This is a genomic window from Staphylospora marina (assembly GCF_003856495.1).
Classification (GTDB): domain Bacteria; phylum Bacillota; class Bacilli; order Thermoactinomycetales; family Thermoactinomycetaceae; genus Staphylospora; species Staphylospora marina.
Window position 1 is genome coordinate 1,612,252 of the sequence record NZ_CP034118.1, and the last position, 14,550, is coordinate 1,626,801.

At 58.9% G+C, this 14,550-nt stretch carries 14 protein-coding genes; all 14 read right to left on the bottom strand.

The window, feature by feature from the left end; translation table 11 throughout:
• Positions 1-207: 207 nt before the first annotated feature.
• Positions 208-1,350 (bottom strand): Ger(x)C family spore germination protein, encoded by a 1,143-nt coding sequence (locus tag EG886_RS08075; protein WP_124727660.1) that lies wholly within the window; start codon positions 1,348-1,350, stop codon positions 208-210.
• Complete coding sequence (locus EG886_RS08080) at positions 1,328-2,494, bottom strand: GerAB/ArcD/ProY family transporter (RefSeq protein WP_164491731.1); 1,167 nt, start codon at positions 2,492-2,494, stop codon at positions 1,328-1,330. The genes EG886_RS08075 and EG886_RS08080 overlap by 23 nt, the downstream gene beginning before the upstream one ends.
• The gene (locus tag EG886_RS08085; RefSeq protein ID WP_124727662.1) at positions 2,494-4,065 is read right to left on the bottom strand and encodes a spore germination protein; all 1,572 of its coding nucleotides are present in this window, start codon (positions 4,063-4,065) and stop codon (positions 2,494-2,496) included. Before EG886_RS08085 ends, EG886_RS08080 begins: the two co-directional genes overlap by 1 nt.
• A 227-nt stretch (positions 4,066-4,292) precedes the next feature.
• Complete coding sequence (locus tag EG886_RS08090) at positions 4,293-4,991, bottom strand: pirin family protein (RefSeq protein ID WP_124727663.1); 699 nt, start codon at positions 4,989-4,991, stop codon at positions 4,293-4,295.
• Positions 4,992-5,013: 22 nt separating this feature from the next.
• Positions 5,014-5,406, bottom strand: a complete 393-nt coding sequence (locus EG886_RS08095; RefSeq protein WP_124727664.1) for a DoxX family protein — start codon at positions 5,404-5,406, stop codon at positions 5,014-5,016.
• 160 nt (positions 5,407-5,566) lie between these two features.
• Positions 5,567-6,934 carry a 16S rRNA (cytosine(967)-C(5))-methyltransferase RsmB gene (gene rsmB, locus EG886_RS08100; protein WP_124727665.1) on the bottom strand — a complete coding sequence of 456 codons (1,368 nt, stop codon included), beginning with the start codon at positions 6,932-6,934 and terminating at the stop codon, positions 5,567-5,569.
• On the bottom strand, positions 6,934-7,854 hold the full coding sequence (gene fmt, locus EG886_RS08105; RefSeq protein ID WP_124728723.1) for a methionyl-tRNA formyltransferase: 921 nt from the start codon (positions 7,852-7,854) through the stop codon (positions 6,934-6,936). The genes rsmB and fmt overlap by 1 nt, the downstream gene beginning before the upstream one ends.
• 23 nt (positions 7,855-7,877) lie before the next feature.
• Positions 7,878-8,357, bottom strand: a complete 480-nt coding sequence (def, locus tag EG886_RS08110; RefSeq protein WP_124727666.1) for a peptide deformylase — start codon at positions 8,355-8,357, stop codon at positions 7,878-7,880.
• 135 nt (positions 8,358-8,492) lie between these two features.
• Entirely contained in the window at positions 8,493-10,937 is a 2,445-nt protein-coding gene (gene priA / locus EG886_RS08115) for a primosomal protein N' (protein WP_124727667.1), read from the bottom strand.
• Positions 10,927-12,126 (bottom strand): bifunctional phosphopantothenoylcysteine decarboxylase/phosphopantothenate--cysteine ligase CoaBC, encoded by a 1,200-nt coding sequence (gene coaBC, locus EG886_RS08120; RefSeq protein ID WP_124727668.1) that lies wholly within the window; start codon positions 12,124-12,126, stop codon positions 10,927-10,929. Before coaBC ends, priA begins: the two co-directional genes overlap by 11 nt.
• A gap of 194 nt (positions 12,127-12,320) precedes the next feature.
• Positions 12,321-12,503 carry a DNA-directed RNA polymerase subunit omega gene (gene rpoZ / locus EG886_RS08125; RefSeq protein ID WP_420894166.1) on the bottom strand — a complete coding sequence of 61 codons (183 nt, stop codon included), beginning with the start codon at positions 12,501-12,503 and terminating at the stop codon, positions 12,321-12,323.
• Positions 12,504-12,548: 45 nt separating this feature from the next.
• Positions 12,549-13,157, bottom strand: a complete 609-nt coding sequence (gene gmk, locus EG886_RS08130) for a guanylate kinase (protein WP_124727670.1) — start codon at positions 13,155-13,157, stop codon at positions 12,549-12,551.
• Positions 13,158-13,172: 15 nt separating this feature from the next.
• Positions 13,173-13,439, bottom strand: coding sequence for an extracellular matrix/biofilm regulator RemA (remA, locus tag EG886_RS08135; RefSeq protein ID WP_124727671.1), 267 nt, complete (start codon positions 13,437-13,439; stop codon positions 13,173-13,175).
• 137 nt (positions 13,440-13,576) lie between these two features.
• Positions 13,577-14,470: a YicC/YloC family endoribonuclease gene (locus EG886_RS08140; protein WP_164491732.1), complete on the bottom strand. Its 894-nt coding sequence runs from the start codon at positions 14,468-14,470 to the stop codon at positions 13,577-13,579.
• Positions 14,471-14,550: the final 80 nt, after the last annotated feature.

Here is a 14,550-nt window from a genome sequence, read left to right on the forward strand (position 1 = left end):
CGATTCTCCTCAAATCCGGCGCCGAAAACGAGAAACATGTTTCATTGGGGTCATGAGGCGAGAAATGCCCCGTCCAACCGGGAGCCGCCCCATTCAGGTTCCCCTTGAAACATGTCCGTTCCTGCCCGTTCGGTTTCATGTTCCGAAACTCTACTTATTATATCACAGCCCCGTCCCTTTTGAAGGGGACGGGGCTGAATTCCCCGGTTACTGAGCTTCCAGACCGATCCGCCGCACTTGCACAGTGTAACGAATGTTCACGGGAAGGGTGCGGATCGTGTCCGGTCGGTCAAAAGTCTTGGACAGTTCGGGATGAAACGCGTGAACCCGGGCGTGAATCTTGAACAGGTCGATCCCCCGCTCCCGGTAAGCTTCCCGCACGAGGTTCTGCGCCTGGCGCTCGTAAGCGACTTTCACCCGGTTTTCCAATTGCTTGACGAAGTGCTCTTTGGACAGGTCGGTGCGGCAAGTGGTTTCCTCCACGTTTCCTTCCACTTCCACATCGATGTCGACCCGCGGTTTGGCGTTGATCTTGATCCGTCTCTTCACACCCGTCGGGCGGAAAACGATGTTCCCCTGATCACCCGGACATTGAACAACCATGTTCCACCCCTTTTTTTTCCGGATGATGTGAAAGGCCGGGTTGGAAAGCGGATGGGGAATGCTCCACATCATCTTGTCCCCTTTGAAAACCGCCAATGCTTTCAGCTTGTAGTCGGACTCTTCGGCCTCCACCACATTCAGCAGGATGACTTGCTGGTGGGGATCGGACAGATTCATGTACAGATCCCCCAAGGCATTGTTGGTCGCCTTTCCTCCTGCCAAGTTTGTCTCGATGAGATTGCGCAGGTATGTGGTGGGGATTTGTTCCAGCCGGGTCCGAATCACCAGCGCATCCTTGGCCTTCCCGGTCACGATGACCGGCCACAACCTGCGACGGAACTCGGGATGTCTGCGCATGAAATCCAACATGTTGCTGATTCCCTCCCGGGCCACCTCTTCACTCAACAGGAGGATCTGAGTGTGTCCGTAGAAGAGGGGATAATTGACCCTGGTTTGGATGTCCAGCAACGCTTCCGCCAAGCTTTTTCCTCTGCCCGTAAACAGCTGGACGGAATCCGGCCCTCCTTTCCCGCCTCCGCCTCCTTCGTCGCCGCCTCCCCCGACAATCAGCGCGGGAACGGGAATCTGCACGGTTGCTTCATATTCCTGTTCGGCCTTGTCAATGGCCAACGCCGCCACGATGGACCGCTCTTCGATCGGCTGGTTGTCCCAACATCCCGTCACCGTCACGGACAAAAGGGAGATCAACAAAAGAGCCGCAATGTTACGCCGAATGAGCCGTCTCATGCTCCCTCCCCCTCCTTTTGCGACGGATCATGGCCAAGATGAGCAAGATCGGAGGAATGGTCCCTGCCAATACCAGAGAAGTGACTCCGATAAACCGTGAAAACCGGATGGATTGCGGCAGGTCTTCCGGGATCAAGGCCAAGTAGTAGATCACCGGGATGCATGCAAGCACCAACCATTTTCTCCAGCGCTCCCGGAGCCGGAAATGCTGCATGGTCATCTCGATGAACGCGGCGTACAGGTTGGCCATCGTCGTGTAAACGGCGATCACCCAGATGATCAGGATTCCGGCTTCCATCCGTTCCAATATGAAGTTCTGGAACTGAATCTCCTTCATCGATTCCAGCACCGGCCACAGAATCTGGACCAATTCATGGGGCCCGAACACGCTCATCGCGTTGATCACCAGCAGCCAGTAAATGAACGTCACGGTCAGCACCGCCGCCGTATGGGATTTTGCCGATGATTCCGGCTGCTGGTAATACCCGCCGAAAATAAGGGTGATCTTGAATCCCGGGTACGCCAGCATCCCGATCGCCATGCCGCTGACGATCTGCTTCCAGTCCGCGGAAAACAGCGGCAGAACCCGTATGAGATCCCCGCGCTGCAAGGTGGAGAAAATCACGAAGATGACGGGAAAAAACGTCAGCGGGAGGAGCAGCTCATTGAACCGGACCAGCACCCCCACCTTGCTGCCGGCCGCCACCGCCGTCGCAAACAGAATCGACAGGATGACCGCCTCAATCGGTGTGCGCAGGAGAACCCCGGTGACGACGGACTCTCCGAACATCCGGGCCATGTAGGCCAATCCCAAGATCCAAAACACGCCGAGCGGCAGGAGAATCAGCAGAAAACTGATCCAGCGTCCCACGTTCGGGTGCCGGGACGGCCCGAGAATTTTCGGAGCGAATTCCACCAGCGTTTCCCCGGGAAACCGCCGAAGCAACTTTGAGATGAAGTACAGAAAGAGCAGGATGGGAAGGGCGCTCAAGAGAACCACCCAGACGGCGTCCTTCCCCGCCTCCACGCCCACATCCCTCGGAAGGTACAAAACCCCCGCTCCCAACATGGTGGAGTGCACCAGCGCGAAAGCCTGGTAAGGAGTCACGGATCGCTTGCCCGAATCTATCACCGAATGACTCATCAGGTTTCCTTCCTTTCCTGTCGCTTCAGTTCGGGTGTCCGGAAGATGGCAGGACGTTTCCTCATCCATTTCCACGGCACCCGAATCAGCGTATCCCTGAAGTCACTCAGATTGAGCGGTGACCACGGGGCCATGTACGGTACGCCGAACGAACGCAGCTGGACGAGATGGAGCATGAGGATCATGATGCCCAACATGATGCCGTACAACCCGAACACCGCGGAGAGAATCATGAACGGGAACCTGAGCAGACGGATCGAAATGGCGGAGTTGTAGTTCGGGTTGGCGTACGAGCTGATGGTGGTCAATCCCACCACGATCACGATCGCCGGTGAGACGAGTCCCGCGGACACCGCCGCGTTCCCGATCACCAAACCGCCGACGATACCGATCGTGGGACCGATCGGCCCCGGCAGGCGAATGCTGGCCTCGCGCAAGATCTCCACACTGACTTCCATGAGCATGGCTTCCAGGACGGGATTGAACGGCACGCTGGCCCGTCCGGCCGCCATCGCCACCGCCAGGTTGGACGGAATCATTTCCGGATGATAAGACACAAACGCGATGTACAGAGCAGGAAGGAACAGGGCGATCAAAAAGCTGATCAACCGGATGAATCGCAGGAAGGTGGCCACCATGTATCGCTCGTAATAATCCTCCGAGCTGGAATAGAACTGGGAGAAGACGGCGGGAACGATCAGGGCGTGCGGAGTGCCGTCAACCAGGATCGCGATTTTCCCCTCCAACAGATGCGCGACGACCGCATCCGGACGTTCCGTATTCTGAGCCAACGGAAACGGGGTCCAAATTTGATCCTGGATCAACTCCTCAATGTAACCGGTCTCCAACACGCCGTCGATGTGAATTTCCTTGATCCTGCTTTCGACTTCCCTGACGATGTCGGGATGGGCGACATCTTTGATGAATAACATGCTGACCAGTGTTTTGGTCCGCACTCCCACGGTGAAGTTGCGGATGCGGAGATCCGGATCCTTCAGGCGGCGACGGATCAATGACCAGTTGAAAGAAAGGGTCTCGTTGAGTCCTTCCCGAGGGCCGCGGATGACCGCTTCCGCCCGGGTTTCCGATACGCTTCTTGCCTCCCAGCCTTTGCTTCCGATCAGCAGGGCCTTGGCATACCCGTCAATGAACAACACGGTATCCCCGCTCAAGATGCCGTCGATGACGGTGGACAAGTCATCGACCGTTTTCGTTTCTCCGGCCTGCACGACATTGACCGTCACTTCTTCCCACAAATCGGTGGTGCGCTCCACTTCCGCCGTCAAAAGGGGACGCATGACATAATCGTGATGGATCTGCTTGTTGGTCAATTCATCGATGTAGATGATCGCCGCCTTGCGTTCGCTCCCCTTCAGCTCGAAGCCGCGCACCACCACATCCGCGCAATCCCCCAGCACTTCGCTGACATCTTCCAGATTCTCGGTCAAACTCCCGCGCAGTTTCCGTTTGCCCGTCCGTTCTTCCAGCTTCCGCTCGTACTCTTTCGCGAGCACCTTCCTTCTTTTGCGTTCCCGTGCCTGTTCACGCAGAACGCGAAACGAACGTTTCATCCGATCCTGTCCCCTTTCCGTCAAACTGCCGAGCCGATTTGCGTCTTGGCTTATCGTGCCAACAAACGCAACAGGTTATGCGGATGAAGGGGGGAATTCGGAAGAAAGTCCGCTTCACGGGGATTTGTCGCAAAAAAAGAAAACCGGATAGACCGGTCAACCAAAAAAACGCCTCCGGATGTCCGGCGGCGTTGATCTTGCAAGTTGAATGTTTCATCCGACCTTCGTCAGGCCAGATCCATCAGCATCAGGTGCGCATTCGAAAGAGCTTTCAGCGAAAGCCGGGGCAAGTCGGTGACCCGTGCGGCATCCCCTTCTTTGAGTGTGTTCCCGGATACTTCCACTTCTCCGCCGATCACGAACAGATGGATGCGTCTGCCCTCTTCCTGCACGAAATCGAGCTCATGCCCCGCATCCATCCGGGACAGGTACACGGTCACGTCCTGGTTGAGATGAAGCGTTCCCTCCACCTTCCGGCCCGAAACCACCGGGAGCAACCGGTTTTTCATATCATCTTCCGAGAAGCGCTTTTGCGCGTAAGAGGGGGAAAGATTTCGCCGCTCAGGGAGAAACCAGATCTGGAGCAGATGCACCGGTTCCGTGTCGGACGGATTGTGTTCCGAGTGGAGGATGCCCGTCCCCGCGGTCATCGTCTGGATTTCTCCCGCCCGGATGACTTCCCGGTTGCCCATGCTGTCCCGGTGTTCCAAAGCTCCCGAAATGACATAGGTCATGATTTCCATGTTGTCATGGGGGTGGGTGTCAAAGCCGCCCCGCGGTTGGATGACATCCTCATTGAACACACGCAGGGAACCGAAACGGACATTTTCGGGATCCCAGTACCCGGCGAAAGAAAACCCGTATCGCGTATCCAGCCAACCATAGTCGGCATGAAACCGTTCTTCGGAACGAATGATGCGTATCATGCTTCTTCATCACCTCTGACTGTCAGAACAACACGTATTGTCCGGGTCCGACCATGGCAATGCCCGCGACCGCGGCAATCAGGACCACATTATATTCCATCCCACCGGACGTGATCCAGTATCCGTTTTTGGCGTGAACGGTTTTGATGGCCACCAACATCACCGCCGACAACAGAACCGCCGACACCCACAGGAAAGACCCGGCCGCAAACAGGAGGCCTCCGACGGTTTCCGCCAGTCCCGCCAACAGCGCCATGCCCGTTCCGGGCCGGATGCCGAGCGATTCCAGCCAGGCTCCCGTTCCTTTGAGCCCTCCTCCTCCAAACCATCCGAAGAGCTTTTGCAACCCGTGCCCGACAAACGTCAGCCCGATCACCAACCGGATCAGCAGCAGTCCCAGACTTGCCCAATCCATGGTCATTCACCTCTTCGCGGGATGGATGTGAACAAACTTACTTTTTGTAAGTATATTACCACACACCCCCCCGGATTGTCAAAGGAATCATACAGAAAATACAGAACAAATCCCCAAAAAAACAGCCTCCCGGTTCCCGGAAGGAACACGGGGGGCTGCTCTAAGGCGACCCTGCTTTTCTCAGCCTGGCGATGAAAAATCCGTCGCTGCCGAAATGGTGCGGAAGGATTTGCACCCAGCCGGAGCCGGTGATCGCCGTTTTCGCCACCGCTTCCGGAAGAAGACGCGACAACGAATCATCCGGCATGAATCCGGAATGACGGGCCAGAAACGCTTCGACCTGCCGTACGTTTTCCTCCGGTTCCCACGTGCAGGTGCTGTAGACCAAGGTGCCGCCCGGCTTCACCAGCTTGGCGGCCGCATCGAGCAATTCCCGTTGCAGGGGAACGAGGGAGGTGGAGTCTTCCGCATCTTTGCTCCATTTGATGTCCGGTTTGCGGCGGATCACTCCCAATCCGGAACAGGGGGCATCGAGAAGTACGGCGTCGAACTCTTCCCCGAACCGGTCCGGCAACGTCCGGGCATCTTCCCGGGCGGCCTCCACCACGGAAAGGCCGAGTCTTCGGACATGTTCCCGGATCCGTTCCACTTTGTGTGCATGCACATCGAACGCCAGCACCCGCCCTTCGTTTCCCATGAGCTCCGCCAGATGCGTCGTTTTTCCGCCCGGCGCGGCACACATGTCGAGCACCTTCATGCCGCCTTTCGGGGAAACGGCCCTGGCCACCAACATCGAACTCTCATCCTGCACCGTGCAAGCCCCTTGACGGAAGAGATCGGAGGAGGCCGGATTTCCGCCACGACGGATGAGAACCCCCTCCGGGGCCACGGAGGAAGCTTCGGCCGCTCCCTCCATGCTTTCATTCCAACGGGCGATGAACGTCTCCCGATCCATCTTCAAACGGTTGACGCGCACACTGACGTCCGGCGGTGTCAGACAGAGTTCGAGCGAACGACGGGCGGCTTCTTCTCCGTATGCCTGTTCCATGCCGCGGATCAACCAGGCGGGCGCCGACCATGCCGCCACTTTTTCCTCCATCGTGCGCGGATGTACCGGAGGGAGCAGCTCCTCTTTCCGTCGCCCCCACGCCCGCAGGACTCCGTTGACCAACTTGGCGATGCCGGCATGTCCCCGCCGCTTGGCGATTTCCACCGCCTCGTGCACGGCGGCCCGCTCGGGGATCCGGTCCAGAAACAGGAGCTGGTACAAGCTCATCCGGAGCAGCTCCCGCACCCAATCCTGAAGGGAATCGGGCCCTTTTTTCACCAGACGGGTCAACACCCAGTCCAAGGTACCTCTGCGTTGAAGCGTGCCGTATACCAGTTCGGTGACCAGCCGGCGGTCTTTGGCGAGCAATCCGGAAGCTTCCAATTCCCTGTTCAGAGCGACGTTGCTGTAAGCTTCACGGTCGGTGACCGAAATCAGCAGGTCCAGGGCCGTCTCCCGGGCGGTCCGACGCTTGCGCATCAGCCTTCCCCCAATCTCTCGCCGGCTTTGATCCGCCGGCCCCGCGCAAATTCGGCCGCCGACATGCGCGTTTTTCCGGCAGGTTGCACTTCGGTGAGCAACAGGATTCCTTGACCGGTCGCCACGGCCATGCCGTCTTCCTCAACGCGGACGATCGTTCCGGGATCCGCACCGGCCGGCTCGTCCTTCGCCACCGCCCACCAAACCTTGAGCGGTTTTTGATTCCAGGTGGTGAACGCCACCGGCCAGGGATGAAGTCCGCGCACCTGACAGGCAAGATCACGGGCGGAACGGTTCCAATCCATCCGTTCATCTTCCCTTGTCAGGTTGGGAGCGAACGTGGCCAGACTTTCGTCCTGGGGAACGGCCTGCACCTCTCCCGCGAGCAATTTCGGCAGCGTCTCTTTCAAAAGCTCGGCCCCCAGCAAACTGAGCTTGTCATGCATCGAGCCGGCATGATCCCGTTCGGTGATCGGAACGGCTTTTTGGGCAATCATGTCTCCGGCGTCCAGCCTTTTTTCCATGTACATCAGGGTGACGCCCGTTTCTTTCTCCCCGTTGACAATCGCCCGGTGAATCGGCGCGCCTCCCCGGTACCGGGGAAGCAAAGAGGCATGCACATTGATGCAACCGAACCGTGGGGCCTTCAACAGCCGCTCCGGCAAAATCTGTCCGTACGCGGCGGTCACCACCAGATCGGGCTCAAGCGCCAGCACCTGCTCCAGCGCATCCGGTTCCCGCAGTTTTTCCGGCTGAAACACCGGAAGCCCCCACTTGAGAGCCGCCCGTTTGACGGGCGGAGGCGTCAACTCCATCTTGCGACCGCGCGGACGGTCCGGCTGGGTGACCACCCCGACCACGCGATATCCTTCGTTGACCAACGTGTCGAGGCAAGGAACGGCAAAGTCGGGCGTTCCCATGAATACGATGCGCACCTCTTTGTTCACTCGTCTTCTTCCTCCGATTCTTCCGGCCTGAACACCCGGTCGGCCACGTCCGGAAAGAGAATGCCGTTGAGATGGTCGATTTCGTGCTGGAACGCCCTCGCCAGGTAATCTTCCGCTTCCAGTTCCACCGGATTGCCGTACCGGTCCTGACCTTTCACCCGAATCCAACGGGCCCGTCTCACCACTCCGAGCAGATTGGGGATGCTGAGGCATCCTTCCGCGGGTTCGATCTGTTCTCCCTCTTTGGCCACGATCTCGGGGTTCACCATCTCGTACAGCCCGTCTCCGACATCCACCACGATCACCCGTTTGGAAATGCCCACCTGCGGAGCGGCCAGCCCGACTCCTCTCGCGTCGTACATGGTTTCGGCCATGTCATCCAACAGTTTGTGAAGCCGCTCGTTGAAACGGGAAACCAAAACGGCTTTCTTTCTGAGGACGGGATCCGGATATTGAACAATGCGTCTGATTCCCACTTTTTCAGCTCCTCTCCGGCGAAACGGCTTTTGCCGGTCCGCCTCCGAAATGATCCGCCGACCGTTTTCCACGGCCGGCCAAGAACGTTGTTCCCGGAAACAAACCCGGGTTCGGGAACGGGTTTCCAATGACTTTCAAGGCAACACTCCGTCGCGATCCAGCTGAATCCGCAATTCGGGATCGTTCAGCAGACCCTCCGCTTTCCTCAGGATGCTTTTTACGGGATCTGCCGTTTCCGCCTTCGACGGATGCCGGATGATCAGTTGCAGGCGGTACCGGTCGTTGATCCTCGGAACGGGAGCGGGAACGGGACCGAGCATCCGGCAATCGCCGGGCAGTCTTCCGCCGATAAACCGTGCCAACTCCTGACCGGCCCGAAGCAGTTTCACACGGTCCGGGTGGCTGAGCAGGATGGTGAACAGGCCGCAAAACGGCGGATAGTCGTGCCGCTTTCTGAGCCTGCCTTCTTCCCGGTAAAATTCCTCCGTCCGGTGCGCCGCCGCCAATGCGATGCTGTAGTGTTCCGGACTGTAAGTCTGGATGACCACTTTTCCCGGACGTTCGTGCCTTCCGGCCCGACCGCTCACCTGCGTCAGGAGTTGGAACGTCCGTTCGGATGCCCGGAAGTCCGGAAGGTGAAGCATGGTGTCCGCGGCAATCACGCCCACCAGCGTCACTCCCGGAAAATCCAACCCTTTGGCGATCATTTGCGTGCCGAGGAGCACATCCGCCCGACCTTCCCCGAATGCGGACAACAACCGCTCATGCGCACCCTTGGTCCCGGTGGTGTCCACGTCCATCCGAATCACCCGGATCCCCGGAAACAGGCGGGTCAACTCCTCTTCCACCCGCTGCGTTCCGGCGCCGAAATGCCGGATGTGACGGCTGCCGCATCCCGGACAGGCAGCGGGCACCGGTTCGGCATGCCCGCAATAATGACAGCGAACGGTCCGGTTGGTGCGGTGGAACGTCAGGGAGATGTCACAGTGAGGACACATCAGCGATTCTCCGCACTCCCGGCACATGACAAAGGTGGAAAAGCCCCGGCGATTGAGAAACAGGACCGCCTGCTCCTCTCTCCGGAGGACTCCCTCGATTTCCCGTCGAAGAACACCGCTGAACATCGAGCGGTTTCCCGTACGCAATTCTTCGCGAAGATCCACCACTTCGATCCGTGGAAGCGGTCGGCCGTGAACCCGCTTCTCCAGCCTCACCCACTCATGTCCTCCGGTTCGCGCGGCGACATAACTTTCCAGGGACGGGGTGGCCGAACCGAGAACCAGAACCGCTCCGTGCTCCCTCGCTCTCCACTTGGCGATCTCGCGGGCGTGGTACTTCGGATTTTCTTCCTGTTTGTAGGATGACTCGTGTTCCTCGTCGATGATGATCAGGCCAAGGCGGCGAAAAGGGGCAAAAACGGCCGATCGGGCTCCGATGGCCACCTTGACTTCCCCGCGGCGGATTTTTCGCCATTCATCGTACCGTTCACCCGCGGACAACCCGCTGTGCAACACGGCAACCTGATCCCCGAATCGTCCCTTGAACCGTTTGACCATCTGCGGAGTCAACGAAATCTCCGGGACCAACACGATGGACTCCCGTTGCAACCGCAAGGCTTCCTCGATCGCCTGAAGGTACACTTCCGTCTTTCCGCTCCCGGTCACCCCATGCAGCAAGACGGAATGGAAACGCCCTTTTCGAAGGGGTTCCCGGATGGCCGCCAAGGCGGAAGCCTGTTCATCCGTGAGCGGCAGAGGTTCCGTTCGTTCCACGGGTTTGCCCCCCGAAGGATCCCGGTACGACTCCCGCTCTTCCCACAGCAGAACGCCGGCGGAAACCAGCGATTTCACCGTTTGGCGCGATGCCCCCGTCTTCCTGAGCAGCTCCGGCAGGCTCACTTCTTCCGGATGTTCCGAAAAGCGCCGGAGAATCTCCCGTTGGCGGATTGCACGCGCCGGCAAAGCGCGCATCGCCTCTTCCAGCCCGGAAACATCCGCGGGCTTCACCCAAACCACCCGTTTGTGCGTGCTTCTGTCTCCCACCCGCTCTTCCAGCGCGATGCGCCCTTCCGCTTCCAATTCCCGCAGCACGCCGGGAGTGATGCCCGGAAGCTTCAGCGCTTCTTCCACATCCACTTCGGCTCGTTCCGACAGCACTTGAAAGAGGGATTCCGCGGACAGGCTCAGCAGCGACTCGGGTTTGTCGGATGCCTCGGGCCGGAGCACGACCACCCGGCGGTACTTCCCCTTGAGCACGGCAGGCACCATGGCGGTGAACGCCGTGATCACCCGGCACACATATTCTTCGGCCATGTAAAGCCCCAGCCTGACCAGCTCCGGGGTCAACGGGGGCAAAAGATCCATCACGTCCAGAATTTCCTTGAGCCGGGTCGTCCGTGATCCGCGTTTCAGCCCCACCACATACCCGACCCGTTTTCGCGTGCCGAATTCAACCTGCACCCGGCTGCCCGCTTCCACCACCGGAGCGAGTTCATCCGGCACCAGATAGTCGAACACTTTGTCCGTCTCCCGGGCCGGCACGTCAACCACCACTTCGGCCACCAAAGGTTCAGTGCGCATGCAGCCTCTCACCGACCAACCGGATCAGTCGCCGGGCCACTTCTTTTTTGTCCATTTGAGGCAACGACAAGACCAAACCGTCCCGGTCATACACCGACACGATGTTGGTGTCCGTCCCGAATCCGGCCCCCGGCCGGGTCACGTCATTGGCGACGATCAGGTCCATCCCTTTCCGTTCCAGTTTGGACCGGGCATGACGTTCCAGATCCTGCGTTTCCGCCGCGAACCCGACCAAGAGCTGATCGGTTCTCTTCCGTTTTCCCACTTCCGCGGCGATGTCCGCCGTTTTCACCAATTCGAGCACCATTGTATCGGCCGTCTTTTTCAGTTTTTGGGACCAGGTTGTTTTGGGCCGGTAATCCGCCACCGCCGCCGCCTTGATGATCACGTCGACGTCCGGAAGGGCGGCCAGAACCGCCTCCAACATTTCTTCCGCGCTGCGCACGTCTACCCGCTTCACTCCCGGGGGCGTGTCAAGCGAAACGGGCCCGCTGACCAGCGTCACCTCGGCTCCCGCTTCCCGGGCCGCTTCGGCGAGGGCAAACCCCATTTTCCCCGACGAGTGGTTGGAGATGTAGCGAACCGGATCCATCGCCTCCAGCGTCGGCCCCGCCGTGATCAGCACCTTTTTTCCGTCGAGCGGACGTTCCCGGGAGAAAAATCGCTCCACCCATGCCACGATTTCCTCCGGCTCGGCCATGCGTCCTTCCCCGACATACCCGCAGGCGAGCTGGCCCACTCCCGGCTCGATGAGAAACACCCCTCTTTTCAGCAGTTCATCGAGATTCCGTCGCACGGCCGGATTTCGATACATGTTGACATTCATGGCCGGTGCGATGACGATGGGAGCGCGGGTGGCCAACAGCGTGGTGGACAGCATGTCATCCGCCAGACCCAGCGCCAGCTTTGCGATCAGATTGGCGGTGGCCGGCGCGATCACAAACAGGTCTGCATGGTCGGCCAGGTCAATGTGATTCACCACGGCCGGATTCCTCTCATCAAACGTATCGACGGACACATGATTGCGGGAGAGAATCTGGAGCGTGAGCGGAGTGACAAAGCGGGTGGCCGCTTCCGTCATGATCACCCGGACATCCGCACCCGCCTGGGTCAACCGGCTCGCCACCGTGGCTGCCTTGTATGCGGCGATGCCGCCCGTGATGCCTAGTACGATTCGTTTTCCGTTCATGCTCTTGCCCCCTGTTGTCGCTCATAGAAAAATAACAACCCATGACGGGTTGTGCGGGCGTACAAACCATGTTCCAACGGGCACCGAAAGGGATTCGGAACGGCTCTCCCCGTCACCCGTCCGAAAGGAGCCTCCTGAATCCCTTTCAATCGTTTGAACGAATTGTCAGCTCTCGCACAACCCATGACAGGTTGTCACTTTTCTTCCGAACCGTTTTCCGGTACCAAAAGATCGGCGGCAATCTCTTCGAGTGCCATTCCCACGTATTTTTTGGAGAACGGTTTGGGCTTCACCTTGGACTCCTCGCCGTCCAGCAGTTGACGCGCCCGCTTGGATGCGAGAACCACCAGGGAGTACTTGCTGTCCGCTTTGGTCATCAGATGATCGATGGACGGATACAGCACTTGAATCCCTCCTTCTGTTTACGTTTCCATGATCAACCGGTCGCGCCGGCAATGTTCGGCGGTGATGATCGCCTCCAGCCTGTCGCAGGCCCGCTCGACCTCGTCATTGATCACGACGTAATCATAATGGCAAATCTGCTTGAGTTCATCCGCGGCGGCCCCCATCCGGTCGGCGATCGTTTCTTCCGTTTCGGTTCCGCGCCCCTTGATGCGGTTGAGCAGCTCATCCATGCTGGGCGGAACCAGAAAAATGAACACACCGTGCGGACAACGCTCTTTCACCTGCATGGCCCCCTGCACTTCGATCTCCAGCAGGACGTCCTTGCCTTGGGCGAGCGTTTCTTCCACGAACCGCCGGGGTGTCCCGTAATAGTTTCCCACATATTGGGCCCACTCAATCAGTTCGCCGTTTTCAATCATCCGTTTGAATTCCGGCACGGATTTGAAGAAATAGTTGACCCCGTCGATCTCACCTTCGCGGGGTTTCCGCGTGGTGGCGGAAACGGAATAAACCAGTTGCGGCATGCGCTTGCGCAGCGCCGAACAAACGGTTCCCTTCCCCACCCCGGAGGGGCCCGACACCACGATCAGAAGTCCTTCTTTCCGATATTGGTAAGCAGCTTTCATTCGTCGGTTCCTTCCCTATTCCACCATCTCATCGCTCTGTTCCTTGCTGGCCAGGCGATGGGCCACGGTCTCCGGCTGGACCGCCGAAAGAATGACATGATCGCTGTCGGTGATGATGACGGCCCGGGTCCGTCTTCCGTACGTCGCATCAATCAGCACGCCCCTCTCGCGGGCTTCCTGAATGATCCGCTTGATGGGGGCGGAATCGGGGCTGACGATCGCCACGATCCGGTTGGCGGAAACAATGTTGCCGAAGCCGATATTGATCAACTTGATGCCCAACGTCAAGGTTCCCCCTTCGATACTCTCCGGTTGGCCCGCGGTTGGCGCGAGCGGCCCTCAAAAACACCTGCCAGGGTGATCGTCAAAAACACCTGCTAGGGTTATTCTAGACTCTTTCACCCGGTGAATCAATGAGCTTACTCGATATTTTGCACTTGTTCTTTCATTTTTTCAAGAATGCTCTTTGCCTCGATCACCCGCTCACTGATCGACGCCACCCCCGCTTTGGAGCCGATGGTGTTGATCTCGCGGTTCATCTCCTGAATCAGGAAATCGAGGCGCCGGCCGACGGGCTCCGCACTGTCCAGCGCTTCGCCGAATTGCCGCAAGTGACTGTCCAGCCGGGTCAATTCCTCCGTGATGTCCGCCTTTTCCGCCCAGATCGCCGCTTCCGCCAACAACCGCTCCTCCGGAATGTCGGCCTCTTTCAGCCATTCTTCCATCCGGGCGCGGATCCTGCCGGCCATCCGTTCCGGCACGAAAGCCGCCTCGCGGCGAATGGACGCTTCCACTTCCCGGAGCGACCGGAGCCGCTCCAGCAACTCATCCCGAAGCCTCGCCCCTTCGGCCAACCTCATCTCCCGCAGACGTCCGACCGCCTCACGGACGGCGGAAATCACCTGCGGCAGGCACTTCCCGACATCGGGATCCGGTTCTCCGATGATCCAACATTCGGGTCTTGCCATCAGATCCGAAACCGTCAGATCAAACCGGATGTCCATCTTCTTCTCCAACTCCCGCCCCGCTTCGATCAACTTCCGGACCAGTTCCCAGTCGATCTGGACGGATCTTTCCGGAAGAGACGCGGCTTCCACCGTGATGAACACATCGACGCGTCCGCGGCGAACGGCGCTTTGCACTTCTTTGCGCACCGCCTCTTCCAGAGACAAAAAGCCGTGGGGAAGCCTCACCTGAATCTCCAGAAACCGGTGATTGACGGAGCGGATTTCCGCCGCGACACGGATTCCTTCGTGCTCCGCTTCCCCTCGTCCGAACCCCGTCATGCTGAAAACGGCATTTTCCGATTTCATACGACCCCTCTTTCCAGGTTTGTTCGCATGACTTGTCCGCTTCCCATCATATCCGAAACGCCCCGCCGGCATCCAGTGAA

What these genes read in the sequence shown, in the direction of transcription:
- EG886_RS08075 (WP_124727660.1), bottom strand. Translation starts at nt 1,350, where the DNA reads ATGAGACGGCTCATTCGGCGTAACATTGCGGCTCTTTTGTTGATCTCC.
- coaBC (WP_124727668.1), bottom strand. Translation starts at nt 12,126, where the DNA reads ATGAACGGAAAACGAATCGTACTAGGCATCACGGGCGGCATCGCCGCA.
- rpoZ (WP_420894166.1), bottom strand. Translation starts at nt 12,503, where the DNA reads ATGACCAAAGCGGACAGCAAGTACTCCCTGGTGGTTCTCGCATCCAAG.
- priA (WP_124727667.1), bottom strand. Translation starts at nt 10,937, where the DNA reads ATGCGCACTGAACCTTTGGTGGCCGAAGTGGTGGTTGACGTGCCGGCC.
- EG886_RS08080 (WP_164491731.1), bottom strand. Translation starts at nt 2,494, where the DNA reads ATGAGTCATTCGGTGATAGATTCGGGCAAGCGATCCGTGACTCCTTAC.
- EG886_RS08095 (WP_124727664.1), bottom strand. Translation starts at nt 5,406, where the DNA reads ATGGATTGGGCAAGTCTGGGACTGCTGCTGATCCGGTTGGTGATCGGG.
- gmk (WP_124727670.1), bottom strand. Translation starts at nt 13,157, where the DNA reads ATGAAAGCTGCTTACCAATATCGGAAAGAAGGACTTCTGATCGTGGTG.
- rsmB (WP_124727665.1), bottom strand. Translation starts at nt 6,934, where the DNA reads ATGCGCAAGCGTCGGACCGCCCGGGAGACGGCCCTGGACCTGCTGATT.
- EG886_RS08140 (WP_164491732.1), bottom strand. Translation starts at nt 14,470, where the DNA reads ATGAAATCGGAAAATGCCGTTTTCAGCATGACGGGGTTCGGACGAGGG.
- EG886_RS08090 (WP_124727663.1), bottom strand. Translation starts at nt 4,991, where the DNA reads ATGATACGCATCATTCGTTCCGAAGAACGGTTTCATGCCGACTATGGT.
- EG886_RS08085 (WP_124727662.1), bottom strand. Translation starts at nt 4,065, where the DNA reads ATGAAACGTTCGTTTCGCGTTCTGCGTGAACAGGCACGGGAACGCAAA.
- fmt (WP_124728723.1), bottom strand. Translation starts at nt 7,854, where the DNA reads ATGGGAACGCCCGACTTTGCCGTTCCTTGCCTCGACACGTTGGTCAAC.